General features: G+C 62.7%; 21 protein-coding genes. 1 reads left to right on the top strand and 20 read right to left on the bottom strand.

The window, feature by feature from the left end:
* Positions 1–3: 3 nt before the first annotated feature.
* Positions 4–1,179, bottom strand: coding sequence for a 23S rRNA (adenine(2503)-C(2))-methyltransferase RlmN (rlmN, locus tag SKZ59_RS22040; protein WP_034752035.1), 1,176 nt, complete (start codon positions 1,177–1,179; stop codon positions 4–6).
* A 125-nt stretch (positions 1,180–1,304) separates the two neighbouring features.
* Positions 1,305–1,721, bottom strand: coding sequence for a nucleoside-diphosphate kinase (gene ndk, locus SKZ59_RS22045; RefSeq protein ID WP_034752036.1), 417 nt, complete (start codon positions 1,719–1,721; stop codon positions 1,305–1,307).
* Between the two features lie 232 nt (positions 1,722–1,953).
* On the opposite strand from ndk, the gene SKZ59_RS22050 reads away from it, so the two are divergent.
* The gene (locus SKZ59_RS22050; protein ID WP_413774585.1) at positions 1,954–2,628 is read left to right on the top strand and encodes a Bax inhibitor-1/YccA family protein; all 675 of its coding nucleotides are present in this window, start codon (positions 1,954–1,956) and stop codon (positions 2,626–2,628) included.
* 57 nt (positions 2,629–2,685) lie between these two features.
* Here SKZ59_RS22050 and SKZ59_RS22055 read toward each other — a convergent pair whose 3' ends face one another.
* The 18 genes from SKZ59_RS22055 to odhB all read right to left on the bottom strand — a co-directional run bounded on the left by SKZ59_RS22055 (position 2,686) and on the right by odhB (position 24,557).
* Positions 2,686–3,531 (bottom strand): LysR family transcriptional regulator, encoded by an 846-nt coding sequence (locus tag SKZ59_RS22055; protein WP_319992957.1) that lies wholly within the window; start codon positions 3,529–3,531, stop codon positions 2,686–2,688.
* A gap of 12 nt (positions 3,532–3,543) precedes the next feature.
* On the bottom strand, positions 3,544–4,704 hold the full coding sequence (gene cfa, locus SKZ59_RS22060) for a cyclopropane fatty acyl phospholipid synthase (protein ID WP_413774589.1): 1,161 nt from the start codon (positions 4,702–4,704) through the stop codon (positions 3,544–3,546).
* 243 nt (positions 4,705–4,947) lie between these two features.
* Positions 4,948–5,982, bottom strand: coding sequence for a cupin-like domain-containing protein (locus tag SKZ59_RS22065; protein WP_319992959.1), 1,035 nt, complete (start codon positions 5,980–5,982; stop codon positions 4,948–4,950).
* A gap of 77 nt (positions 5,983–6,059) precedes the next feature.
* Positions 6,060–8,015: a glycosyl hydrolase family 18 protein gene (locus SKZ59_RS22070; protein ID WP_319992960.1), complete on the bottom strand. Its 1,956-nt coding sequence runs from the start codon at positions 8,013–8,015 to the stop codon at positions 6,060–6,062.
* 482 nt (positions 8,016–8,497) lie between these two features.
* Positions 8,498–9,838 (bottom strand): 23S rRNA (uracil(1939)-C(5))-methyltransferase RlmD, encoded by a 1,341-nt coding sequence (gene rlmD, locus SKZ59_RS22075; protein ID WP_319992961.1) that lies wholly within the window; start codon positions 9,836–9,838, stop codon positions 8,498–8,500.
* A 132-nt stretch (positions 9,839–9,970) separates the two neighbouring features.
* Complete coding sequence (rpoS, locus tag SKZ59_RS22080) at positions 9,971–11,002, bottom strand: RNA polymerase sigma factor RpoS (RefSeq protein WP_034752045.1); 1,032 nt, start codon at positions 11,000–11,002, stop codon at positions 9,971–9,973.
* An 8-nt stretch (positions 11,003–11,010) separates the two neighbouring features.
* A complete protein-coding gene (locus SKZ59_RS22085) occupies positions 11,011–11,928 on the bottom strand; it encodes a peptidoglycan DD-metalloendopeptidase family protein (protein ID WP_219327730.1) in 918 nt (305 codons plus the stop codon).
* Between the two features lie 42 nt (positions 11,929–11,970).
* Positions 11,971–12,861: a protein-L-isoaspartate(D-aspartate) O-methyltransferase gene (locus SKZ59_RS22090; protein ID WP_219327453.1), complete on the bottom strand. Its 891-nt coding sequence runs from the start codon at positions 12,859–12,861 to the stop codon at positions 11,971–11,973.
* Between the two features lie 9 nt (positions 12,862–12,870).
* Positions 12,871–13,608 carry a 5'/3'-nucleotidase SurE gene (gene surE, locus SKZ59_RS22095; protein ID WP_034752048.1) on the bottom strand — a complete coding sequence of 246 codons (738 nt, stop codon included), beginning with the start codon at positions 13,606–13,608 and terminating at the stop codon, positions 12,871–12,873.
* A gap of 95 nt (positions 13,609–13,703) precedes the next feature.
* Positions 13,704–16,169 (bottom strand): tetratricopeptide repeat protein, encoded by a 2,466-nt coding sequence (locus SKZ59_RS22100; protein WP_319992962.1) that lies wholly within the window; start codon positions 16,167–16,169, stop codon positions 13,704–13,706.
* Positions 16,170–16,188: 19 nt separating this feature from the next.
* The gene (locus SKZ59_RS22105; protein WP_034752049.1) at positions 16,189–16,794 is read right to left on the bottom strand and encodes a toll/interleukin-1 receptor domain-containing protein; all 606 of its coding nucleotides are present in this window, start codon (positions 16,792–16,794) and stop codon (positions 16,189–16,191) included.
* 271 nt (positions 16,795–17,065) lie between these two features.
* Positions 17,066–19,120, bottom strand: a complete 2,055-nt coding sequence (locus SKZ59_RS22110) for an ATP-dependent DNA helicase (protein ID WP_413774586.1) — start codon at positions 19,118–19,120, stop codon at positions 17,066–17,068.
* 43 nt (positions 19,121–19,163) lie between these two features.
* A complete protein-coding gene (locus tag SKZ59_RS22115) occupies positions 19,164–19,364 on the bottom strand; it encodes a YdcH family protein (RefSeq protein ID WP_034752051.1) in 201 nt (66 codons plus the stop codon).
* A gap of 128 nt (positions 19,365–19,492) precedes the next feature.
* Positions 19,493–20,212, bottom strand: a complete 720-nt coding sequence (locus SKZ59_RS22120; RefSeq protein WP_319992963.1) for a hypothetical protein — start codon at positions 20,210–20,212, stop codon at positions 19,493–19,495.
* Positions 20,213–20,228: 16 nt separating this feature from the next.
* Complete coding sequence (gene zapE, locus SKZ59_RS22125) at positions 20,229–21,326, bottom strand: cell division protein ZapE (protein WP_319992964.1); 1,098 nt, start codon at positions 21,324–21,326, stop codon at positions 20,229–20,231.
* 70 nt (positions 21,327–21,396) lie between these two features.
* A complete protein-coding gene (gene lpdA / locus SKZ59_RS22130) occupies positions 21,397–22,827 on the bottom strand; it encodes a dihydrolipoyl dehydrogenase (RefSeq protein ID WP_034752057.1) in 1,431 nt (476 codons plus the stop codon).
* A complete protein-coding gene (locus tag SKZ59_RS22135; RefSeq protein ID WP_034752060.1) occupies positions 22,817–23,206 on the bottom strand; it encodes a PspC domain-containing protein in 390 nt (129 codons plus the stop codon). The genes lpdA and SKZ59_RS22135 overlap by 11 nt, the downstream gene beginning before the upstream one ends.
* 94 nt (positions 23,207–23,300) lie before the next feature.
* On the bottom strand, positions 23,301–24,557 hold the full coding sequence (odhB, locus tag SKZ59_RS22140) for a 2-oxoglutarate dehydrogenase complex dihydrolipoyllysine-residue succinyltransferase (RefSeq protein WP_070301537.1): 1,257 nt from the start codon (positions 24,555–24,557) through the stop codon (positions 23,301–23,303).
* Between the last annotated feature and the right edge of the window lie 30 nt (positions 24,558–24,587).

The following is a 24,587-nucleotide window of genomic DNA, read 5'->3' on the forward strand; positions in this document are numbered from 1 at the left end:
TCATCAGGAGCGGATCTCCACGATCTTGCCGAAATTGGCGCCAAATTTCTGTTGATACTCAGTCATCTTTTCCATGCGCTCCTGCACCCGGGTGCGGTCCTTGACTTCGCCGGCCAGCTGGCCGCAGGCCGCATCGATATCATCGCCGCGCGTCTTGCGCACGGTGGTGATGATGCCGCCATCCATCAGCACCTGGGCGAACGCCTTGATGCGCGGGTTTTTCGAGCGGAACAGGCCCGACTCGGGGAAGGGGTTGAACGGGATCAGGTTGAACTTGCAGTTCACGCCGAACTCGCGGTCTTGCACCAGCGCCAGCAGCTCACGCGCGTGCTCGTCGCTGTCGTTGACGCCGTCGAGCATGCAGTATTCAAACGTGATGAAATCGCGCGGGGCGAATTCCAGGTAGCGCTTGCAGGCCGCCATCAATTCCTTCAGCGGGTATTTCTTGTTCAGTGGAATCAAGCCATCGCGCAAGGCATCGTTCGAGGCGTGCAGCGAGACGGCCAGGGCCACCGGCACTTCCTGCGACAGCTTGTCCATCATCGGCACGACGCCCGAGGTCGACAGGGTCACGCGGCGGCGCGACAGGCCGTAGGCGTTGTCGTCGAGCATCAATTTCAGGGCCGTGACGGTCGGCTCGAAGTTCAGCAGGGGCTCGCCCATGCCCATCATGACCACGTTGGTGATCTGGCGCTCGCCTTTCGGGCCCGGTTCGATGCCCTTGGTGCGGCGCAATTCGAATTCCGCCATCCACAGCTGGCCGATGATCTCGCCGACACTGAGGTTGCGGTTGAAGCCTTGCTTGCCCGTCGAGCAGAAACGGCAGTTCACGGCGCAGCCGGCCTGGGTCGAGATGCACAGAGTGCCGCGGTTTTCTTCCGGAATGAACACGGTTTCCACGGCATTGCCATTGCCCACGTCGACCAGCCACTTGCGCGTGCCGTCCGTCGACGTATGGTCGCTGATGATGGCCGGGGCGCGCACTTCGGCGCGCGTGGCCAGCTTGTCGCGCAGCGACTTGGCCAGGTCCGTCATGGCGTCGAAATCGGAGGCGCCGAACTGGTGTATCCAACGTTGCAATTGTTTCGCACGAAACGGTTTCTCTCCCAACTCGGCGCAGTAAGCGATGAGTTGCGCGGGATCGAGGTCCAGCAAGTTGGTGAGGGTCGTCGTATTCATGATCTTGTCTATTCTAAAAATCCGTCCCCGCGCGCATCCGGAACAAAAACTCCACAGCGCAGCGGGAACAGGGGGTGATAAGTTATTTCACAGATAACGCCAGGAAATAACGTTATCTAAGGCAATTAAGCCTTCAGTTCTGGGAAGAAGTAAGCGATTTCCACTTTAGCAGCTTCGACAGCGTCGGAACCGTGTACGGCGTTTGCGTCGATCGAATCGGCGAAATCGGCGCGGATCGTGCCTTTTTCTGCTTTCTTCGGATCGGTCGCGCCCATCAGGTCACGGTGGGCCAGAACGGCGTTTTCGCCTTCCAGGGCTTGAATCATGACTGGACCGGAAACCATGAAGTCGACCAGATCCTTGAAGAAGCCGCGTTCTTTGTGCGCTGCGTAGAAGCCTTCAGCTTGTTCGCGCGACAGTTGGGTCATGCGTGCTGCAACGATTTTCAGGCCAGCGTTTTCAAAACGCGAGTAGATTTGACCGATTACGTTTTTTGCAACTGCGTCTGGTTTGATGATCGACAGGGTGCGTTCGATTGCCATGTGTGAAAACTCCAATAAAAAGTAAGGTTTAAAACGGTAAATTGAGAACTCAATCAACCTTTGATTTTACCATACTCCACCCCATATCACCCAGACAGGCAGGGGCATCTTGCCGCCCTGTCCCTGTTTAATGAAATCTTAAGCTGCTTTTTTGGCAAATTCCGGCCCTCATGCTATCCTTGAGTAAAGCAGTAATTTGAATTGACAACACGGAGGCACTATGAATCAGAACATGCAACGCACCTTTGACCTGTCGGGGGGCATGCAGCAAGTCCGCCATCAGGTCTTGCGCAACACTTACTGGCTGCTGGCGCTGTCCATGATCCCGACCGTGCTGGGCGCCTTCATCGGCGTGCAAATGCATTTGCCGATGCTGACCGGCGGCATGGGCTTCATCATCTTCATGGCCGTCGCATTCGGCTTCATGTACGCGATTGAAAAGACGAAGAACTCGGGCCTCGGCGTCGCTATCCTGCTGGGCTTCACCTTCTTCATGGGCCTGATGCTCACGCCTATCCTGACGCGCACGCTCGGCTACTCGAACGGCGGCATGCTGATCATGACGGCATTCGGCGGCACGGCCACCATCCTGGCCGTGATGGCGACGATCGCCACGGTCTCGAAGCGCGACTTCTCGGCCATGGGCAAATGGCTGTTCGCCGGCGTGATCGTGCTGATCCTCGCATCGGTGGCAAACATTTTCCTGGGCCTGTCGGCACTGTCGATCGTGATCTCCATGGTCGCCATCGCCATCTTCTCGGCCTACATCCTGTATGACGTGCAGCAAATCATCAACGGCGGCGAGACCAACTACATCTCGGCAACCCTGCGCATCTACCTGGACGTGTACAACATCTTCACCAGCCTGTTGTCGCTTTTAGGTTTCGCCGGCGGCAGCCGCGACTAAGTATTGCGCTTAAACGAAAAGCCGACCCTCGGGTCGGCTTTTTTACGTCCACAGCATTTACTTGATCCTCTCCGCCACCTCGAGCAGGCAGGCGCGGGCGCGGTCCAAGGTCGGGTTGTCGCGCTGGGCCGCGTAGACGGCGTAAGCCGAATGCGAGAATTCGGGCGCGTCGCGCACGCGGTGCAGCAAGCCCGCATCGAGATAGGGTTGTGCGCTGCCGATGCGGAAGTAACTGGCGCCGCCCACTTCCAGCAGGTAAACGAGGGCCAGCGGCCCCAGCGAGATCGACACGGGCGGGCTGCTCAGCTCCGGGTAGGCCGCCTGGTGGTTCGCGGCAAACGCCGGCCCCCAGTCCACGTACACATAGGTATCGGCATGCATCTGCCCGTCCGCGCGCGTGGTCACCATCACGAGCTTTTCCTCGGCCAGCAATTCGCTGGCCAGGCCCGGCCGCTGGGGCGGGTTGTACAGAACGGCCAGGTCGAGCGAGCCGTCGTGCACGGCGTCGAGCAGGCGCGCGGGACTGTCAACTTCCGCGCGCAAGGCGATCTCGGGACAGTCGCGGCTCATGCGTATCAGCCAGTCGCCCAGCAACGGCGGCCACAAGCTCAGTTCGCAGCCGATGCTGACGGCGTCGTCGCGCCCCGGCGGCAAGGCTACCTGGTGGCGCGCCCGCTCCCACACCTGCACCATCGTGGCCGCATGGCGCATGAAGCGCTCCCCGGCCGGCGTCAGGCGCGCGCCCGCCTTGTTACGCACGAACAGCTGGCGCCCCAGCTGCTGCTCCAGGGTGCGGATGCGGGCGCTGACGGCCGTCTGCGTCACGTGCATGCGCTCGGCGGCCATAATGAAGCTGCCGCAGGACGCCACTTCGAGGAAGGTACGCGCTTGATTGATATCCATCAATCCATGATATCAGCTGACACGTTCATAGCCGCCCAATACGCCCTGCTTCGACAGCACCCACTGCCACAGCTGCAGGTCGCGCGCGCGGAAAGCACCGGCGCAGGACAGCAGATAGTATGACCACATGCGGTGAAAGCGCTCGCCCAGCTGGGCGGCAAAGCGCGGCCACGCCAGCTCAAAATTCGCATGCCAGGCCATCAGGGTCTTGTCATAGTCGGCGCCGAAGTTGTGCAAGTCCTCGGCCACGAACAGATCGTCCATGGCGTCGCCGATCTGGCCGACCGATGGCAGGTCGCCATTCGGGAAGATGTATTTGTCGATCCACGGATCGCACGTGGAATGGCGCTTGTTTTTGCCGATCGTGTGCAGCAGGAACAGGCCGTCGTCTTCCAGGCAGCGGTGCGCCACTTCCATGAAGGTGCGGTGATTCTTGTGGCCCACGTGCTCGAACATGCCGATGCTGACGATGCGGTCGAATTTCTCATCGGTGTCGCGGTAATCCTGCAGGCGGAAGTCCAGCTGTTCGCCGCCCGGCATGGCGCGCGCATACTCTGCCTGCGCTTGCGAGATCGTCACGCCCACGCACCGCACCTGGTATTTTTCCGCCGCATAGCGCATGAAACTGCCCCAGCCGCAGCCGATGTCGAGCACGCGCATGCCCGGTTCCAGGCGCAGCTTGCGGCAGACCAGATCGAGCTTGGCTTCCTGCGCCTCGGCCAGGTTGGCCGCATCCTTCCAGTAGCCGCACGTGTACGTCATGCGCGGGTCGAGCATGGCCGCATAGAAGGCGTTGCCCAGGTCGTAGTGTTCCTTGCCCACCATCCAGGCGCGGCGCTCCGTCTGCAGGTTGAACAGGCGCGCGGTCAGCGCGTGGAAAGCCAGGCGCATGGGGCGCACGTCATCGGCCACCCTGGCGCGCAGCAAATGGCAAAAGAATTCATCGAGCTGCTGCGCATCCCAGTCGCCATCCATGTAGGCTTCGCCGAGGCCCAGGTTGCCGCTGGCGAAGGCGCGTTCGGGTACGCCCGGTTTGCGCAGCTGCATGTCCCAGGCGGCGCGGCCGTTCAAATGGATGTCGGCCCTGGCCAGCAATTCGGCCGCTTCGCGGGTCAGCCTTGTGTCGAGCCGAAGTTCCGTACGACCTGCTGGTGCTTGCTGTAACTGTGTCATTTGCTGCGTGTTCATGCCCTGCCGCCTCCGGATGGTTGTCGGTGCTGGCGCCGCGCCAGCCATCAAATTATCCGCCCGCCATGAGCATCTGGATAATGAAACATCGTGGCCATTCATATCAAAATAATTGCTACAAAATGACTTGAATCAATTATTTTATGGAAATATCTTATACAAGAAGCGCACCGTAGCATGAAAAAAGCCGCCCATAAGGCGGCTGTTCGCGGCATCTTGGCCTCGCCATCAGAAGTCGTGATTCGATGGATACTTGCTGTAAAAATCGTTATCCCATTTGAAGTTGGTAAACGCCACCGTCATCGATACGTCGAGCGCTTCGACGAAATGCCAGCAGCCGACGGGCAAAAACAGGATCTCGCCCGGCGCCAGCACGCATTCGCGCACCTGCACGTCGGCCATCAGCGGGTAGCGCCGCACGTCTATGTCGCGCCCGTCGACGGGCGTAAAACAGTGGCGCTGGTTATACACGCGCGCCACCTCGCAGGCGGCCATGATGCGCAGCCGCTTGCGCCCTTTGACCTGCGCCATGAAGTTGTTCGTCAGGTCGTGGTGAAATGGCGTCACGGTGCCGGCCGGGCCGAACCACAGAAAGCCCGTGGGGCCGCCATCCTGCTTCAGGTATTCGGGCAGCTGGCCGATATCGTCCCACAGCTCGCGCAAGGCTTGCCGGTTCTGCGAATCGTTATTCGCCGTCATGTAGAAATCGTTGGTCGCGCCGCTGCCCTCGACCAGGCTCGCATACTCGCCAAACGCCATCTTGCGCTTGTGGGCCACGCTGTTCATCTCGTACTGATCGTCCGCCTCGCGGCCGAACTGCACTTCCACTTCGCGCTGCGCGTAATGCTCGCGGAAATAGGCGGGGCTCCACTTGGCCATGGCGGGCCAGTCGTCCATCATGCCCGTGATGATGACGGGCTGGTTGGTGGAGTAGTACTCATCGAGGAATTCCTGCGCAGAGAGCTTGTCGCGGCGGGGAATCTCGGGGTCGCGCAGCTGGTTCAGCTTGCGCTGGATATCGATCACCCAGTCGCGCTTGGCCAGGCGGTTCGACAGGCGCACGGCGCCGGCAAGATACGGGCTTTGCAGCGCCAGCTCGATTTCGCGGCGCGCCAGGGGCTCCGCGATGCCGGCCTGTTGCAGCACCGGCATCAGCGCCGACGGGTGGCTGCCCAGCATGAGGTTTTCCGCAATCCAACTGCGCCACTCGCGGCTCAGTTCCTGTTCCGGATGTTTTACTCCGAATGTCGATACCGCCGCCATCGCCCGTCTCCTGTTTTTTATGTGAACAAGCGGCCGGGCGGCAATGCCGCCCGGCCGCGTCTTACTCTACTCCAGTGTTACCGCACTTTCCACACCTCGGTCGCCAGCACGCCATTCGCGTCGCCATCGAGTTCCCACGAGAACGCGCCGCGCAAGCCCTGGTCCTTCACATATTTCACCTTGGTGCCGATGACGGTCGGATCGTCATAGCTCCACCACTGGCCGCCCGCACCCGTGTACAGGTACAGCTGCTTGGTCACGGGATGGTAGTAGCGCGTACCGGCCTTGGCCACGAGGATTTTATAGTCCTCGATGCCCGACTCGTAGGTGCCCGGCGCCGTGCCCGTGGCCGCCTGGTACAGGCCATCGCCGTTCGGCCCTGGCGCCACGCCCGTCCAGCCGCGGCCATAGAACGGTATGCCCAGCAGCAGTTTGTCGCGCGGCACGCCGGCGGCAATCATGTACTGCACCGCCTTGTCGCCCACGTATTCGCGCGCCATGCCCGTCGATGGGTCGGCAGGGTCGGCAAACAGCTGGGCGTTGAAGTTGGTGCTCGTTTCCCAGCCGCCGTGGAAGTCGTAGGTCATCAGGTTGATCCAATCCATGTACTGCGAGTACAGGGCCGGTTCCGTGTTGTCGATCTTGTCCTTGCCGGCGCCGACAGCCGCCGTCAACAGGTAGCGCTTGCCGTTGGCCGCACCGAGCGCATCGAGCTGGCTGCGGAATTCCGCCATCAGCAAGGTGAAATTACGCTTGTCGTTCGGGCTGACCGTGTTGTACGGCTGGCCGCCGCCGACCGGATATTCCCAGTCGATGTCGATGCCGTCAAAGATGTTGGCCGCCGCGCCCACGCCGCCGCGACCGCCCTGCACCGGCAGGTTGCCCTTGATGTAGATATCGATGCACGAGCGCACCATCTGCTTGCGCAGCGCATCCGTGGCCGAACCAACGGAGAAGTTCTTCGACCAGCTCCAGCCGCCCAGCGAAATGAACAGCTTCAGGTTCGGGTGCGCCGCCTTCAGCTTTTTCAGCTGCAGGAAGTTGCCCGACAATGGAGCATCCCATGGAATGACCTGGCCATCGACGGTGCGCTTCGGCGTGCGGATGTAGTCGGCCTCGGCATCACCGCCCGTGCCCGCATCGGGCGAATTCGGATTTGTCGCGCCCGGCTCGGCCTTGGTGATCATGCCGCATTCATAACCGCCGTTTTTCGGGTAGATATTGCCGAAGGCGTAGTTGATGAAGGTCAGCTTGTCGGCCACGCCGCTCGTGTGCACGTTCGCCACTTCATAGTCGCGGCCATACACGCCCCACTGCGCGAAATAGGAACCGACTTCGCGGCCCGTTGGGGTCGGCGTTGGGGTTGGAGTAGGTGTCGGCGTTGGAGTAGGCGTCGGCGTAGGCGTCGGCGTAGGTGTCGGAGTCGGTGTTGGAGTCGGTGTTGGAGTCGGTGTTGGAGTAGGCGTCGGCGTCGGCGTGGTGCTGCAGATCTCCTGGCTGGTCCATGGCTTGCCCGTGCCGGCGCCGCCGCTGCTGGTCGACGGGTTGTCGCCCTGCGTCCAGTAATTGGCGCGGTAATTCGTGCCAGCATAGCTGACGGTGGCGCCCGCACTGTAAGCCGTGCCGGCCGCCCACGCCAGTGCGCAGGTGCCGCCGGTTGGCGTCGGGGTCGGCGTAGGCGTTGGGGTCGGCGTTGGCTCCGGTGTCGGGGTGGGCGTCGGTGTCGGGGTGGGAGTCGGCGTCGGGGTCGGCGTGGTGCCGCCGTCGCAGGTGCCGCCGGCGCTCCACAGGCTCGGCGTGGAGACGGGATTCCAGCCCGAGCCCACGTGATCGGTCTGCGTCACCAGGGCCGTGTAGTTGGCCCCCAGATACGTGACTACCGTGCCCGCGTTGTAGGTGCCGCCCTCCTGCCACGGCACGCAAGCGACGACCGTGCTGGCCGCCAGCAATTGCGAACCAGCCGGCGCGCCGGCGTCACCGCCACCGCCACCGCATGCCGCCAGCACGCCGCCGCTGGCCAGACATACCATCATGTTCCTGATTGTTTTTTTGAGTATTAAATTTTCCACGTTGTCTCCTGTTCAGGTTTGCAGAAATGCCATTCTGCCTCGTAAATAACTACCCTGTGATCTTGTTTTTTTGCAGTTGCAAGAACAGCATGCTGCTGAAAAAATAGGCGGTCAAGTGGTTTTGAAGTGGCATCAAAGTGAGCAATACCACTTCGAACAGAAAGCGCAGCGGAGGGTGCAAACGGCGTGTTGTCCTACTGGACAATGAAAAAACGGCAGAGGGAGGATGAAAAAAGACGCTGGAACGGGAAAAGACAGACCAGTTTTATAACACGGTGTAAGTGGTATTGGGGTGGAGGCAGAACAAAGGGTGGAATCAGTGCAAACGGCCGGGATACTCTCGGCGCGCCTGAAAAACGTTCAGAGCAAGGCGCCTTGCCGAAGACAGTACGAATAGTACGGCTAGGCAAGGCAACGCAGCTATGGACGTTTTCTCAGGTGTGCCCTCAGACCAGATCAAATACTGCCATCGACTCCACGTGGGAGGTATGCGGGAACATATTGACCACGCCCGCCTTGCTCAGCACATAACCGGCTTCCAGCGCCAGGATGCCGGCATCGCGCGCCAGAGTCGATGGGCTGCACGAGACGTAGACGATGCGTTTCGGCAGCAGGTCCGGACGCACTTGCGACAGGCCGACCAGCGCCTGGCACAGGGCCATGGCGCCATCGCGCGGCGGGTCGACGAGGATGCGGTCGAATTTGCCCAGCGCGATCAGGTCATCCGTCGTCACTTCGAACAGGTTGCGCGTCGAGAACGAGGTTTTTTCCGCCAGGCCATTGGCCAGCGCATTTTCCAGCGCCCGCTCCGTCAGGGTGGTGCTGCCTTCAATGCCGACCACTTCGCTGCCTTGCGTGGCCAGCGGCAAGGTGAAATTGCCCAGACCACAGAACAGGTCGGCCACGCGGTCCGTCGGCTGCACTTCCAGCAAACGCAAGGCTTTCGACACCAGCACGCGATTAATGTGATGGTTCACCTGCGTGAAATCGACGGGCTTGAACGGCATCTTGACGCCGAATTCCGGCAGCAGGTAGTGCAATTGCTTGTCGAGCGGATAGAACGGCACGGCCGTTTCCGGGCCTTTCACCTGCAACCACCATTGCACGCCGTACTCGTCGGCAAAGGCTTTCAATTTCGTTTCGTCATCCGCCGTCAACGGCGCCATGATGCGCAAGACCATGGCGGTGACGTCTTCGCCCACGGCCAGCTCGATCTGCGGCATCTGGTCGAAGATCGACAGCGAAGCAATCAATCCACGCAGGGGCAGCAGCATGGCCGAGATATGCGGCGGCAGGATTTCGCAGCTATCCATGTCGGCGACAAACGCCGATTTCTTTTCATGGAAACCCACCAGCACGGCGTCTTTCTTCTTGACGTGGCGCACGGACAGGCGCGCGCGGTAGCGGTAGCCCCAGGTCGGGCCATACATGGGGCGCATGATGCTTTGCGGACGCACCTTGCCGATATGCCACAGATTGTCTTCCAGCACGCGCTGCTTGATCGCCACCTGCGCCGACGGTTCCAGATGCTGCATCGAGCAGCCGCCGCAATTGTCGAAATGCTTGCACTTGGGCGTCACGCGCATAGCCGATTCGCGGTGCAGCGCCGTCATGCGGGCCATTTCCCAGTTCTTCTTTTTCTTGAACGTCACAAAGCTGACGCGCTCGCCCGGCAATGCGCCTTCGACAAACACGACCTTGCCCGGCGAGCCGTCTTCGTTCTCAATATGGCCAACGCCACGGGCGTCCATGTCGAGCGATTTGATTTCGATGATATTTTCTTGCATAGCGATCAATAGGTAAGAGTGGGCCAGGACGCAGGGCCGCGCTGGAACTTGAAAGAATGGGGGAAAGGTCAGGCGCCGCGAGCGGGGCGTATGATAGCAGATGCGGCCCCGGAAATCCCGGGACCGGGCGTCCTACAATAATGAGTCGCGCACGACGCCGCGTGCGGCCATGGCCCGTTTGAGCTTGATCAAGGCTTCCTGCTGGATCTGGCGCACGCGCTCGCGCGTCACGCCCATTTCCTCGGCCAGGGTTTCCAGCGTAGCCGGATCGTCGTTGTCGAGACCGAAACGGCGCATGATGACGACGCGCTGCTTGTCGGGCAGCTTGGTCAGCCAGTCGCGCACGAGCACCGTCATTTCATGGTGTTCCGCGCGCGCGTCGGGGCTGTCTTCGCTGGCGCCGGGCAGCATGTCCATCAAGGACGACTGCGGGTCGTTGTCGAGCGGCGCGTCGAGCGAGGTGGCGTGCTCGGACAGGGCCAGGATATCCTGCACCTCTTCCACAGGACGGCCCACCAGATGGGCGATATCTTCCGCGGTGGCATCCTTGCCGTCGTGGTGCTGGGCTTCCAGGTGGTATTTGCCACGCAGGATCTGGTTCAGTTCGCGCACCATGTGCACGGGCAGGCGCACCGTGCGCGCCTGGTTCATGATGGCGCGCTCGATGCTCTGGCGTATCCACCAGGTGGCGTAGGTAGAGAAACGGAAACCGCGTTCCGGCTCGAACTTGTCGATGGCGCGCATCAGGCCGATGTTGCCCTCCTCGATCATGTCGAGCAAGACCACGCCGCGGTTGATGTAATGCTTGGCGATCGACACGACGAGGCGCAGGTTGTGCTCGATCATGGTTTGCCGGGCTTCGAAATTGCCCTGCTTGGCAAGGGTGGCGTAATGCACCTCTTGCGGCGCCGTCAGCAGGGGCCGCGTGCCGATCTGGTTCAGATAGTGCTGCGTGGTATCGGTCGACAGCTCGGCCGCCAGCACTTTTTTCAGTTCATCGACACTTTCGACCACCACGCTGACGCTGGCCACCTCGCCGCCCTCGCCCGCATCGACGGCGTCAATGCCGTCGAGCTCGCCGATATCGTCCGTCACGACTTCGTCTGCCCCGTCTTCCGGCAGTTCCGGGTCATCTTCCAGCTGATCGTGCGGCGCGTGTGTCATTGCTTTACCTAACGGTTAGGCAGGAATTTCGAAGGGTCGACAGGCTTGCCCTGCTGTCGGATTTCAAAGTGCAGCTTCACGCGGTCGGCATCGGAATCGCCCATTTCAGCGATGGCCTGGCCTTTGTTGACGTTCTGCCCTTCCTTCACCAGGATGCTGCGGTTATGCGCATACGCCGACAATAAACTATTACTGTGCTTCACGATGACAAGATTACCATAACCACGGATTCCGCTCCCGGCATACATGACTTTTCCCGCGCCGGCGGCCACCACTTGCTGGCCCGCCTTGCCAGCGATATCGACGCCCTTGTTCTTGCCTTCGTCGAAAGTGCCGATGACCTTGCCTTCGGACGGCCACATCCAGCTGATCTTGTCTTCGCCAGGCGCCGATGCGGCAGGGGCTGCCGCGGCGGCGGCCGGTGCAGCGGCGACGGTTGCCGCCGGCGCTGGCGCCGGTTTGGCGTCGCTGGTGCCGCCATCGGCGCGCAGCTCGGCCAGGGTGGCGTCGGAATAGGCGCGCTTCTCGCCGCGCGGACCCGTTTTCTTCGGCACGACAGGCGCGGCCGGCTTGATTTCCGTCGACGGCGGCATAACGATGGCCGACGTTTGCGCGCCGCCCGTGTCGCCGGTTGGCGGCAGCACGCGCAATACCTGGTCGACCTTGATGTCGTTCGGGTTGCTCAAGTCGTTCCAGGTCACCAGGTCGCGGTAATTCTGCCCGTGCTCGAGGGCGATGCGCAACAGGGTGTCGCCGCGTTTGACCGTGTAATAGGCCGGGTCGCGGTCGCGCGGATCGCTGGCGGCGGCGCTGCTGCTCGATGGGTGGCGCTCCACGACGGGCGCCTGGACGCCGGTCGTGCCGCAACCGCTCAACAGCGCGGCCAAGGTGATGCTACATAGAAGTATGTTACTTTTCTTAATCATTCGCATGTAATTGTATGTCCTGCTTGCTAGCTGATCCGGGGATCATATGGTGCCCGGGCGCAAAGGCACGAAATGGCAATCTTCCAGGGTCTGGCTGGTCCATTCCATTTTCCCCACCCGGGTAATGAGTTGTAAGTGTTGCAATTTAGCCCCCACCGGCGCAACCAGACGCCCGCCGGGCGCCAGCTGTTCCAGCAAGGCTTGCGGGACTTCCAGGCCGGCTGCGGCAAGGATGATCCCGTCGAAGGGCGCCGCCTGCGGCAGGCCAAGCATACCATCTCCGTACTGCAAGCGCAGATTCGACACGCGCAGCGGACGCAGATTGGCCTTCGCCAGCTCGTGCAGAGGCCGGATGCGCTCGATCGAATACACCTCTTTCGCCACCAGCGACAGCACCGCGGCCTGGTAGCCGCAACCGGTGCCGATTTCCAGCACGCGCTGCAGCTTGCCGCCCTGGCGCATCACTTCGATCATGCGCGCCACGATGTACGGCTGCGAAATGGTCTGGTGGTGGCCGATGGGCAAGGAGGCGTCGATATACGCCTGCGACGCCAGCGCCTCGTCCATGAACATGTGGCGCGGCACGGCTTGCAGCGCGTCGAGCACGACCTGGTCCTTGACGCCCTGCTTCGCCACGCGGGCCACCATGGCCCGGCGCACGGCTTCCGAGACGAGCGGGTTTTGCCGCGGCGGCGACACGACGGCCGGCTGCGCCCGCTCATTGGCGATCGCTTGCGCGCGCGACGGCGCGATGGCCGCATGCGCGCCATACGGCTGCGCGACGCCGCGCGCCGCGTTTTGCGCCGCATTCTGCGTGGCCGTCTGCGGCGTGGCGATCCGGGACTGGGCCAGCGACTGCCCCCCGCCCTGCCTGGCGGGCTTGCCGGCCAGCGAATCGAGGGAAAGGGGGAAGGTACGCGGCTTGTCAGTCATAGTGAGCGGTCATGCCAGGCCTTTTGCCAGCGCATCGAGTTGGGTGGTATGGGTCAGGTCGATCTGCAGCGGCGTGATCGATACTTTTCCATGTTCAACGGCATGGAAGTCCGTGCCCGGACCGCCTTCCTTGGCCGCGCCGGCCGGGCCGATCCAGAAGATTTCACGGCCACGCGGGTCGAGCGCGCGGATGACGGGCTCTGCCGAATGGCGCTTGCCCAGGCGCGTGGCCACCACGCCTTGCAATTGCTCATAAGGGATGGCCGGGATGTTCACGTTCAGCAGATATGGTTTTTGCAGGGCGTCAAACTGGCGCTCGACGATTTCCCTGGCCACGCGCGCGGCCGCGTCCAGGTTGGCCCAGCCGAACTGCGACTGGGAAAAGGCGATGGCGGGAATGCCGAACAGATAGCCTTCCGTGGCGGCCGCGACGGTGCCCGAGTACAGGGTGTCGTCGCCCATGTTGGGGCCGTTGTTGATGCCGGAGACCACCAGGTCGGGGCGCTCGATGAGCATGCCCGTCAGCGCCACGTGCACGCAGTCGGTGGGCGTGCCGTTGACAAAGTAAAAGCCGTTGGCGGCCTTGTGCACGGACAAGGGCCGGTCCAGGGACAAGGAATTGGACGCGCCCGAACGGTTGCTGTCGGGCGCCACCACGACGATGTCGGCGATGGGTGCGAGCGCGTCGGCCAATGCCGCCAGGCCGGGTGCCAGGTAACCGTCGTCGTTACTGATAAGAATTCTCATAACGAGATTTTACCTGAAGCAATGCCCACACTGCGCATGCCGCACGCCGATAGGCAGCATTTTTTGTGCCGCCGCGCGAAGATGGCGCACCCAGGTCAGCGCTGCTCGATGCGCGCTTCCGACAACGCCCCTTCCAGCGCCTGCACTTCATCTTCCTGCAAGGCCAGCAAGGCATTCAGGTCGCCCTGCAATTTGTACATCCTTTTCAGCTGCGCCATGCCGCGCCGGCGCAGCTTGCCTGGCACGCCCGGGCGCAGCAGGCAGGACTTCAAATGTTCGGCCAGTTCGCCCGCCTGCGCATACTGTTCCCGCTCGATCATGCCTTGCAACATCGAGATCATGCTGGCCAGGGTGTCCGGCTCGGCCCCTTCGTGGCCGTTGGCGCGGCCGGCCAGGATGGTTTCCTGCAAATGCCGCGCGCCGTCGAGCACGCTGTCCGCATGCCCGGTGACGGGGGCGTTCAACAGCCGGTCGCTACCGCTGAGCACGGCGTCTTCGAGCAGGCGCGCCGCCTCGCTGTCGCCCTGCTGCTGCAGGGTGCCGGCCAATTGCGTCTTGCTGTGCAAGGTGTCGAGATGGTCTTCGCCCAGCAGGCGCGCATGCACTTCCAGCACCTGCTCCTGCACGCTGCGCGCCGCATCGAGTTCACCGCGCCGCAGCAGCGCCTCGGCCAGCTTGCGCTGGCTCATCAGAGTTTCCGGATGGTCGAGCCCGCGCGTGCGCTCGCGCGCCGCCACCTGGTCTTCGTGCAGCTGGCGCGCGCCGGCCCAGTCGCCCTGCCCGGCCACGACGTCGGCCAGCAAATCGCGCGTGGACAAGGTGGCCGCATGGTCGCTGCCCAGGCGCCGCTCCTGTACCTGCAGCACGGCGGCGAGCAAGCGCCGCGCACCCTCCAGGTCGCCTTCGCGCCCCAGCGCCTGCGCCAGGGCCAGCTTGCTGCGCAAGGTATCGCCATGCTCGGCGCCAAACAGGCGCTCGCGCGCCGCCACCACCGTGGCCAGCACTTGCTGTGCCTGCGCCAGCCGGCCCATGCGCAGCAAGGTGGCGGCGCGGCCATCCATCGCATCGAGGGTCAGCGGATGCTCGCCGCCCAGCTGGCGCGCATAGGTGGCCAGCACCGTATCCTGCAGCAGCAGCGCCGCCGCCAGTTCGCCCTGCAGCAACAGGGTTTGCGCCAGGCAGGCCCGGGCGGCCAGGGTGTCGGGATGTTCGCTGCCCAGCACGCGCTCGCGCACGTCGAGGACGTCTTCTTCCAGGAAGCGGGCTTCATCGAACTTGCCCAGCTGGCGCAGCAGGCGCGCCATGCCGCTCTTGCATGCCAGGCTGTCGGGATGCTCCTCACCGAGCAGGCGCACGCGGATCTCGACGCTCTGGCGGAAGGCGTCGAGCGCCTGGGCGCTGCGCCCATCCTTGCGGTACAGCTCGCCCAAACGGGCCAGGTCGCGCGCCAGCGGCAAGGCCACGGCGCGGCCCGGCTCGGCCAGCAAGGCCTGGCGCGCTTCGCTGATGGCGCCCAGCAAGGCGATTTCACGGCTCGACTGCCAGGGGAAGTAGCCACCCGTCAGCCACTGCAAAAAGGCTTCGAAGGTGCGCGTGAGGGAAAAGCGGTCGCCGCCCTGGTCGATGCGCACGGCCAGCTGCTCGCCATAGGCAAAGGTTTTCGTCTGCTGCAGCTGGACTTCGTCGAAATAGCTGTCGAGGGCGATCTGCGGCAAACCATAGGAAGTGCGCAGCAGGCGCTCGAACATGGGCTGGAAACCGGCGATGCCCTTGTGCGCGTCGCCGCGGCGCCACTCGGCGCGCTGCGCGCCATCGCCCATTTCTATGCGCGAGGGCAAGGGATACACGAGCAGCGGGCGCTGTTCGTCTTCATGGCTGCGGCGGTACTCGATGGCCCGGGTGACGAGCGCGTCGACGCCTTCCAGGCTTTGCCGGTTCGGCGTGAAGACCACCACGAGCTTTTTCGGCAGCAAGGTGGTGCAGATGCCGGCGCTGTCCGTGCGGCCCGTGCGCGAATCGACGAGCACATAGCGGAAATGCTGGGCCAGGGTATCGGCGAAGCAGCGGAACAGGGCCGGGCACGTGTCGAACAATTGATCCCAGCGCATCTGCGCCAGGCGCTCGCTGTAGCTGGCGTCGAAGCGTCCCGCGCGCATCAGGTACAGCGGGCTGCCCTGGTCGACACGCACCACGTACTGCTGCCAGTCGATGGCGTCGAGCACGCGCTGGGCCAGCGCCGCGTCTTCGCGTCCTGTGCCCTGCCCGCCGGCGCGCCCGCCCGCCGTTTCCAGGCTGATGCGTTCGAGCTGCTGGCGGCACGCTTCGAAGAACTCGAGCACGCCCGGCCGCTCTTCGTGCTGCTCGAAATAATGGTGCAAGCCCGGCGCTTCCATGTCCCAGTCCAGCATCAGCACGGGCACGCTGGCGTTTTCACGGCGCGCCAGCAGGACGGCGATATTCGACAGGGCCATGGTGCGGCCGGTACCGCCCTTGTAGGAATAGAAAGTGACGACTTCGCCAGGGGCGCTCAAAGGCGGCAGGGAGAGGCGTTGGCATTCCATGACAGGACCTTTTACGTGATTAACGTGGAAAGTGGGGAGGCGGAATGGCGCGCCATTCCGGTGGAATATCGGGCAACACGAAACGGCTGCAATCGTGGCCGGGCGGTGTTGACCGCTTGAGCAAGTGGTAATGCGTGGCGATGCGCTGCACGATGCGTTCGATGTCGGGCAGGTATTGGGGGTTTGACTTCAGGTCGCCGCTGGCCAGCGTATAGCCGGAAAAATCGACGTACAGGCCCGACTCCGTGATTTGCGGCGGCAAGCCGTCCGGATGGCGCGTCATGATGATGGGGATGATCAGGTGGCTGGGCAGTTCATACCAGGCGCGCCGCTCCTGTTCGATCAGCTGCATGGCGGCAAATTCACGCCGCGTATAGCCGTGCGCTTCATATTTGGGCGTGTACAGCACGATCATGCAGACGCTCTGGCACATGGCGCGTGCCACGCGCAAGTCGATATCGTCGCCGCCGCCCAGCTGCTCGCTGTCGATGAACAGGACCTCCTCGCGGTCCAGGTGCGGCTCCAGATAGCACGCCAGCGCCTCGATGAGGTCATTCTTGAACTTGTTCATGAACGCATATTGGCCGTGTGCATAACTCAAGAAACAGCCGTAGCGGATCTCCATGGCATCCCCCTGTTCCCCGTGCGGCCCTGCCATCGCCGCGCCTTGCCCCTGTAAGGCATGGGCTCACTGTAGACCGCTCAGCAACAACCTTTTTGCGCTGGCGCAAAGATGTGTCTGGCGTCCTGGACATGCGTCACAATGCCAGAAACTGGCGTGATCGCGCCGCTTTCTGGCATACCAGGCGCGCAAGCGGGCGCCGCGTGAAAAAGCGCTACTCGCTTGATAACAAAGGGAAATAAGCCGGCGCGCGGATGGCGCCGGCAAGCGGAACTTAAGCGCCCTTGGCGGGCAGGTTGCGGAAGAACTCCACCACTTCGGCGGTATCGCGCGTGCGCTTGAACGGCGGCAGGCTTTGCCAGATGCGCTTGCCATATGGCTTGGAAATGAGGCGCGGATCGCAAATCATCAGCACGCCCCGGTCGCCTTCGTCGCGGATCAGGCGGCCCGCGCCCTGCTTCAGGTTGATGATGGCTTCCGGCAGCGAGTGGTGCATGAAACCGTTCTTGCCCTGCTTTTCCATCACTTCGATGCGCGCGGCCAGCACGGGGTCGTCGGGCGGTGCGAACGGCAGCTTATCGATGATCACGAGGGACAGCGCATCGCCGCGCACGTCGACGCCTTCCCAGAAGCTCTGGCTACCGATCAGCACGCCATTGCCGGCCGCGCGGAACTGGTCGAGCAATTCCGTGCGGCCCTTTTCTCCCTGCACGAACAGGGGGAAGTTCAGGCCGCGCTGCTTGAATTCGTCGGCCAGGCGCTCGGCGGCCCGCTTGACGGCGCGCAAGGTCGTGCACAGGAAGAAGGTGCGCCCGCCCGCCGCCTCGATGATGGGCAAGGCGCAGTCGATGACGGCGTCCGTGTAGCCGAGCGAGTTCGGTTGCGGCAGGTTTTGCGGCACGAACAGCAAGCCCTGCTGGCCATAGTCGAACGGCGACGGCCACGTATGCGACGGCTCGCCCGTCAAGCCCATCTGTTCGGAAAAATGCTTGAAATCGTTTTTCACGGCCAGGGTGGCGGACGTGAAAATCCAGCTGCGCGGCGTGCCTTCGCGCTGGTTGTTGAAGATCGGCGCGATCGACAATGGCGTTTTATGCAACTGCAAGGAGCTGGAAAACGCTTCCACCCAGAACACGGCTTCCTCGCCAGCCGCCACTTTCGCTTTCGGATCGAACTTCCAGCCGCTCAGCTGCTGCGCCAGCTCGACGCCGCGCACTCTGCACTGCTCCAGCGTTTCCGCCCGTTCCGCCTGGGTTTCCAGCACGGCCACCATGCCGTCGAGCTCATCCTTAAGGGTGTCGAGCGCGGGGAAAAAGTCGCTTGACGGGGCGATCTGCGGCAAGGACATGCGCACGATGTCTTGCGGGAAGGTCAGACGCAGGTCGCGCGCCGCCTTTTCCACCACCGTGACGGTCTTGGCCCAGTCGATGCCACGCGCGTGCGCGAGGCCTTCGGCCAACACGTCGCGGCACAGTTCGAGGATTTGCGACGTCGATACCGTATTGCCAAAGAACAAAGTGGCCGTATCGGGCAGCTGGTGCGCCTCATCGAAGATGATGGTATTGGCCGACGGCAGCAACTCCGCCACGCCCGTGTCTTTCAGGGCCACGTCGGCAAAGAACAAGTGATGGTTGACCACCACCACGTCGGCCTGCTGTGCTTCCTTGCGGGCCTTCATGACGAAGCAATCCTGGTAGTACTGGCATTCGGCACCCATGCAGGTGTCGCGTGTGGACGTCACCAGGTTCCAGATCATGGCGTTTTCCGGCACCTTGGCCAGCTCGGCCTTGTCGCCGGAACTGGTCATCTTGATGAAGCGCGAGATTTCCCGCAGATGGCCGACGTCGTCGCGCGACGTCATGCGCCCGTTCTGCAGGGTGCGTTCCAGATGATAGTGGCAGACGTAGTTCGAGCGGCCTTTGAGCAAGGCGACGGAAACGGGCGCCTGCAGCGCGGCGCGCACGGTGGGGATATCGCGCAGGAACAATTGATCCTGCAAGTTCTTCGTGCCCGTGGATACAATGGTCTTGCCGCCCCACATCAGGGCCGGCACCAGATAAGCGAAGGTTTTGCCGGTGCCCGTGCCCGCCTCGGCGATCAGGGTCGTCTGGCTGTCGATGGCGCTGGCGATGGCTTTCGCCATTTCCGTTTGCGAACGGCGCGGCTTGTAGCTGCCCACGGCGGGACCGAGCGGGCCGCCGGCGCCGAACAGGCGCTCGATGTCGGCATCGTGCTTGCCAGGCGCCGCCTGCGGTTCGGCTGGCAGACTGGCTTGCAGATCGGCCGGCTGGCCATCTGGGTTTACTGGCAATGAATTGTGATCGGTCAAAATATACTTAGGTGAAGGCTGGACTGGACGCTACTGGCGCCCCTCAGGCGGGAACGTCGGGCACCAACTGCATTTTCAGCAAGGTGATGTGATCCTTCAATTGCAATTTGCGCTTTTTCAGGCGGCGCAGCTGCAGCTCGTCATGGTGGCCATCGAGTATCAGCAACTCGATGACGGCATCGAGGTCGCGGTGTTCCACGTTGAGTTCAATCAGGCGCCGCTCTATTTGCTGTGCATCGCTCATGTGTTGCGTTCCAGGCAGTGTTAGTAACAATGTTGGGAAACCGGCGCGCGCAGGCAGCCATGGTGCGTAGTTTAACCTGCCGCGCGCCTTAGGGCACGCCATTTCCGGCGCACCCTTGCACGGCAGTCTTAATTGGCCGGCGGCACAGGCACAACGGCCGGCGCGCTGGCAGCGGCGGCCGCCGCCTTGGCAGCCTTGGCCTGCGCTTCGGCCTGGCGCTCGGCCAGGCGTTGCGCCACCCGTTTCTGGCGCTCCACGGCATCCGCCTGTTTTTTCGCATAGGCGGCTTCACGGGCCGCGCGGCGCGGTGCTTCGGCCGCATCGTCGGCAGCCTGTTTCGCCACCTTCGCCGCTTGCTCGGCCTCGCGTTCGGCAAGGCTCTTGCCTTGCGGCTTGGGCGGCGCCGGCTCGGGCGTAACCACTTTCACGGGCTTGGGCACGGCGGCGGCTCGCTGCTCGGCGTCGAGGCGCGCACTTTCCTGCGTCCTGGCCAGGTCGATATCGCGCAGGCGCACGGATTCGGCCCGCTTGAAATAGTTCGCTTCCGCGTCGACGGCGCGCAGGCGCACAAGGATCAGACGGCGCTTTTCCTTGGCCTTGTCGAGGCAGCTATTCACGAAAAACTTGTCGTAGCACGCGAGTTCGCGCGCGGCAAACTCGTTTTCCGCCGCCTCGCGCTCGCTGGCCGACTGCTTCAGCTTGGCGTCCGCTTCTTCCACGGACAGGGTCGCGGGCACCTGCGGTGCGCCGACCTCATCCAATGCCGCGGCACCCTGGTGCGCGCAGGCGGACAACGCCAGGACCAGGCCCAGCGCCGCACCCAGCTTGTATAGTGTATTTGCCATCATGTTCATTATCCCTGCCTCAAACGATCGCGTCGGCCGCGCCGCGCTGTTCTTTTTCCATGTATTCGCGCGATTGCATCTCGATGATACGCGAAACGGTGCGGTGAAACTCGTTGGCCAGCATGCCGTTCGTGTACAGCTCATCCGGCGGCACTTCGGCCGACATGATCAGCTTGACCTTCTGGTCATAAAACACGTCGATCAGCCACGTGAAGCGGCGCGCCTCGGACGACTGCGCCGCCGACATGGCCGGTATGCCGGACAATAGCACCGTATGGAAGCGGCTGGCGATTTCCAGGTAATCATTTTGCGAACGGGGGCCGCCGCACAAGGTGGCGAAATCGAACCAGATGATGCCGCCGGCGCGGCGCAGGCAATGGATTTCGCGGCTCTCGATGCGGATGCGCGCGTCTTCGTCGGCCGTCTCGGCGATGCGCATGTAGGCGTCGCGCAGGGCCTTGTCCGTGTCCGCGCCCAGCGGGGTATAGTAGCTTTCCACCTGCTCCAGCGCGCGGCCGCGGTAATCGACGCCGGCGTCGACGTTCATCACATCGAGCTTGTCCTTGAGCAGCGCAATGGTCGGCAGCATGCGGTCGCGGTGCAGGCCGTCCGGATACAGCAGGTCCGGATCGTAATTCGACGTCATGATGAAGGACACGCCATTGGCGAACAGGGCCGACAGCAGGTTGTACAGGATCATCGCGTCGGCGATGTCGGAGACGTGGAATTCATCGAAACAGATGAGACGGTATTTCTTGGCGATGCGCTTGGCCACCTCGTCGAGCGGGTCGGCCACGCCTTTCAATTCGTCGAGCTGCTGGTGCACGCCGCGCATGAATTCATGGAAGTGCAAACGCGTCTTGCGCACGAGGGGCACGACCGAGTAAAAACTGTCCATCAGGAACGATTTACCGCGCCCCACCCCGCCCCACATATACACGCCTTTCGGCACGGCAGGACGGTTCAGCAGGCGCTTGAAGGTGCTCGAGCGCTGGCCCTTGTAGGCCACCCACTCGTCATAGCACAGCTGCAGGCGGTCGACCGCGCGCCGCTGGGCGGCATCGGCCTTGAAATCACGCTTCTGCAGCGCGTGCTGGTAAAACTCTTCTACGTTCATGGGATTCGCTTTAACGCACAAGGGCGCCGGCGGAAAAAATCCGCGAGCGCCCCTGCAGGACTAACTACAATTAAAAGTTCAACGTACGCTTGTCAACAGCCAATGCCGCTTCCTTGGTCGCTTCCGACAGGGATGGGTGGGCGTGGCAGATGCGCGCGATGTCTTCGGCCGAGGCCTTGAATTCCATCGCCACGACGGCTTCGGAAATCAGTTCGGACGCCATCGGGCCGACAATGTGCACGCCGAGGATTTCATCGGTGGTCGCATCGGCCAGGAATTTCACCATGCCCGAGGTGTCGCCCAGCGCGCGCGCACGGCCGTTGGCCATGAACGGGAAGGTGCCGGCCTTGTAGGCGATGCCTTCGGCCTTCAGGGTTTGCTCGGTCTTGCCGACCCACGCGATTTCCGGCGAGGTGTAGATGACCCACGGAATCGTGTTGAAGTTGGTGTGGCCATGCTGGCCGGCGATACGCTCGGCCACAGCGACGCCTTCTTCTTCCGCCTTGTGCGCCAGCATCGGGCCGCGCACGACGTCGCCCACCGCCCAGACGTTCGGCAGGTTGGTCTTGCAGTCGCCGTCGACGGCGATGAAGCCGCGCTCGTCCAGCTGCAGGCCGACTTTGTCAGCGCCCAGGCCGTTGGTGTTCGGCGTACGGCCGATCGAGATGATCAGCTTGTCGAACACGGCTTTTTGCGCTTCACCCTTGGCGTCCACGAATTCCACGGTGACGTCTTTCTTGCCTGGCGTGATCGCACCGATCTTGCAACCGAGGTTGATCTTCAAGCCTTGCTTGGTGAACAGCTTCGACGCTTCCTTGGCGATCTGCTCGTCGACGGCGCCCAGGAAGACCGGCAGGCCTTCCAGTACGGTGACGTCCGAACCCAGGCGGCGCCAGACGCTGCCCATTTCCAGACCGATCACGCCGGCACCGATGACGCCCAGCTTGGCTGGTACGGCGTCGATGGCCAGTGCGCCCGTGTTCGACAGGATCAGTTTCTCGTCGAATGGTGCACCCGGCAGTTCGCGCGCGTTCGAACCCGTGGCGATGACCACGTGCTTGGCCGTCAGGGTTTCGTTGGCTTCGCCCGTCACGCTGATGTCATACGTGCCAGCGGCGGCGGCAGCGAAAGCGGCGCGGCCATGGAAGAAGGCGATCTTGTTCTTCTTGAACAGGTACAGGATGCCGTCGTTGTTTTGCTTGACGACGGTGTCCTTGCGCTTGAGCATCTGGCCCAGGTTCAGCTTCAGGCCGGCGACGTCGATGCCGTGCTCGGCGAAGCTGTGGCCCGCGTGTTCGAAATGCTCGGACGATTGCAGCAGCGCTTTCGACGGGATGCAGCCGACGTTGGTGCAGGTACCGCCAGGAGCGGCGCCGCCCTTGGCGTTCGACCACTCGTCGACGCAAGCGACGGAAAAGCCCAGCTGCGCTGCGCGGATGGCGGCGATGTAGCCGCCAGGGCCCGCACCGATGACAACTACGTCAAATTGTTTAGTACTCATGTTTTGTTATTCCAATCTCTTCGTCTGGTACGAAAATCCACAATAGAAGGTAAATCACCACGCCGAAGCCGAAGGTCAATGTAAACAGGACGAAGACGAGGCGCCAGATCCACGCTTCCATGCCGGAAGCGCGTCCCAGGCCGCCGCAGACGCCGCCGAGCCAGCGGTCGTTGCGCGAACGGCGCAGGCGGTTGAATTCCTGCACCAGGTCGTTCGCCGGACCGGCGGCCGCATCGGCGCCGGCGCCGGACGTGCTGCCCGGCTTGTCCAGGTTGATATTGCTCAGGAGCTTGGCTTTCGCTTGCGCGAATTCCGCGTCGCTCAGGGCGCCCGCCAGGTGCAACTCGTGCAGACGCTTGATTTCTTCAGAGATGTTCATAGGAATCCTCTTTCATTGAGATCAGCCAGCTGCGTCTTCTGGCAAGGGGTATCAGCTACATTGCCCCGGCGGCTACGCCGGGGGACTACAGTGCTTACAGGTCCAGCAGCAGGCGTGCAGGATCTTCCAGCGCTTCTTTCATCGCCACCAGGCCCAGGACGGCTTCGCGGCCGTCGATGATGCGGTGGTCGTAGGACATGGCCAGGTAGTTCATCGGACGTACCACGATCTGACCGTTTTCGACGACAGCGCGGTCCTTGGTCGCATGCACGCCCAGGATGGCCGATTGTGGCGGGTTGATGATCGGGGTCGACAGCATGGAGCCGAAGGTACCGCCGTTCGAGATCGAGAACGTGCCGCCCGTCAGGTCGTCCAGGGTCAGCTTGCCTTCCTTGGCTTTCGCGCCGAATTCACCGATTTTTTTCTCGATGTCGGCGATCGACAGCTGGTCCGCGTTGCGGATGATAGGCACGACCAGGCCGCGTGGCGAACCGACAGCGATACCGATGTCGAAGTAGCCGTGGTAGACGATGTCATTGCCGTCAACGGAGGCATTGATGATCGGGTACTTTTTCAGGGCGGCGACGGCGGCCTTGACGAAGAACGACATGAAGCCCAGCTTGACGCCGTGCTCTTTCTCGAACTTGTCCTTGTACTTGTTGCGCAGGTCGATGACCGGCTGCATGTTCACTTCATTGAACGTGGTCAGGATGGCGTTCGTCGATTGCGATTGCAGCAGGCGCTCGGCGATACGTGCGCGCAGGCGGCTCATCGGCACGCGCTCTTCAGGACGGTCGCCCAGGTTGGCGGCCGACGGCGTGGCAACTTGTTGCAGCGCTGGCTTGGCAGCGGCTGGCGCCAGCGGCGCGACAGCTGGCTTGGCGGAAGCGGCCAGGGCGTCGCCCTTGGTCACGCGGCCGTCTTTGCCCGAACCGGCGACGTCGCCAGCGGACAGGCCTTTTTCGGACAGGATCTTGGCAGCGGCAGGCATGGCGACATCGCCTTTGGTCGCAGCGGCTGGAGCGGACGCGCTCGAAGCGTCTTGCGCGGCGGCGGCCAGGGCTGGCGCAGGCACGGCCGACACTTCCATCGGGCTGACCTTGGCCGAGCCGTCGGTGTCGATGATGGCGATGACTTCGCCGGCGACAACGGTGGCGCCGTCAGCCTTGATGATTTGAACGATCACGCCAGCGGCTGGCGCCGGCAGTTCCAGCACGACTTTATCGGTTTCGATATCGATCATGTTTTCGTCGCGCGCAACTGCTTCGCCGACTTTCTTGTGCCATGCCAGCAGGGTCGCTTCTGCAACCGATTCCGACAACTGGGGAACTTTGACTTCGATTTGTGCCATGTAAAACTCCGTTTATTTTGTTATTGCGGC

Origin of the sequence: Janthinobacterium sp. GMG2 (assembly GCF_033949445.1) — a bacterium.
Classification (GTDB): domain Bacteria; phylum Pseudomonadota; class Gammaproteobacteria; order Burkholderiales; family Burkholderiaceae_D; genus Janthinobacterium; species Janthinobacterium aestuarii.

Bases quoted from the DNA above. Each gene is read 5' to 3' on its own strand.
- zapE (WP_319992964.1), bottom strand. From the start codon at position 21,326: ATGAACGTAGAAGAGTTTTACCAGCACGCGCTGCAGAAGCGTGATTTC.
- SKZ59_RS22055 (WP_319992957.1), bottom strand. From the start codon at position 3,531: ATGGATATCAATCAAGCGCGTACCTTCCTCGAAGTGGCGTCCTGCGGC.
- lpdA (WP_034752057.1), bottom strand. From the start codon at position 22,827: ATGAGTACTAAACAATTTGACGTAGTTGTCATCGGTGCGGGCCCTGGC.
- SKZ59_RS22065 (WP_319992959.1), bottom strand. From the start codon at position 5,982: ATGGCGGCGGTATCGACATTCGGAGTAAAACATCCGGAACAGGAACTG.
- rlmN (WP_034752035.1), bottom strand. From the start codon at position 1,179: ATGAATACGACGACCCTCACCAACTTGCTGGACCTCGATCCCGCGCAA.
- SKZ59_RS22120 (WP_319992963.1), bottom strand. From the start codon at position 20,212: ATGATGGCAAATACACTATACAAGCTGGGTGCGGCGCTGGGCCTGGTC.
- rlmD (WP_319992961.1), bottom strand. From the start codon at position 9,838: ATGCAAGAAAATATCATCGAAATCAAATCGCTCGACATGGACGCCCGT.
- SKZ59_RS22115 (WP_034752051.1), bottom strand. From the start codon at position 19,364: ATGAGCGATGCACAGCAAATAGAGCGGCGCCTGATTGAACTCAACGTG.
- SKZ59_RS22100 (WP_319992962.1), bottom strand. From the start codon at position 16,169: ATGGAATGCCAACGCCTCTCCCTGCCGCCTTTGAGCGCCCCTGGCGAA.
- SKZ59_RS22135 (WP_034752060.1), bottom strand. From the start codon at position 23,206: ATGAACATCTCTGAAGAAATCAAGCGTCTGCACGAGTTGCACCTGGCG.
- SKZ59_RS22050 (WP_413774585.1), top strand. From the start codon at position 1,954: ATGCAACGCACCTTTGACCTGTCGGGGGGCATGCAGCAAGTCCGCCAT.
- surE (WP_034752048.1), bottom strand. From the start codon at position 13,608: ATGAGAATTCTTATCAGTAACGACGACGGTTACCTGGCACCCGGCCTG.
- ndk (WP_034752036.1), bottom strand. From the start codon at position 1,721: ATGGCAATCGAACGCACCCTGTCGATCATCAAACCAGACGCAGTTGCA.
- cfa (WP_413774589.1), bottom strand. From the start codon at position 4,704: ATGACACAGTTACAGCAAGCACCAGCAGGTCGTACGGAACTTCGGCTC.
- SKZ59_RS22105 (WP_034752049.1), bottom strand. From the start codon at position 16,794: ATGGAGATCCGCTACGGCTGTTTCTTGAGTTATGCACACGGCCAATAT.
- SKZ59_RS22085 (WP_219327730.1), bottom strand. From the start codon at position 11,928: ATGATTAAGAAAAGTAACATACTTCTATGTAGCATCACCTTGGCCGCG.
- SKZ59_RS22070 (WP_319992960.1), bottom strand. From the start codon at position 8,015: ATGATGGTATGTCTGGCCAGCGGCGGCGTGCTGGCGGCATGCGGTGGC.
- rpoS (WP_034752045.1), bottom strand. From the start codon at position 11,002: ATGACACACGCGCCGCACGATCAGCTGGAAGATGACCCGGAACTGCCG.
- SKZ59_RS22090 (WP_219327453.1), bottom strand. From the start codon at position 12,861: ATGACTGACAAGCCGCGTACCTTCCCCCTTTCCCTCGATTCGCTGGCC.
- odhB (WP_070301537.1), bottom strand. From the start codon at position 24,557: ATGGCACAAATCGAAGTCAAAGTTCCCCAGTTGTCGGAATCGGTTGCA.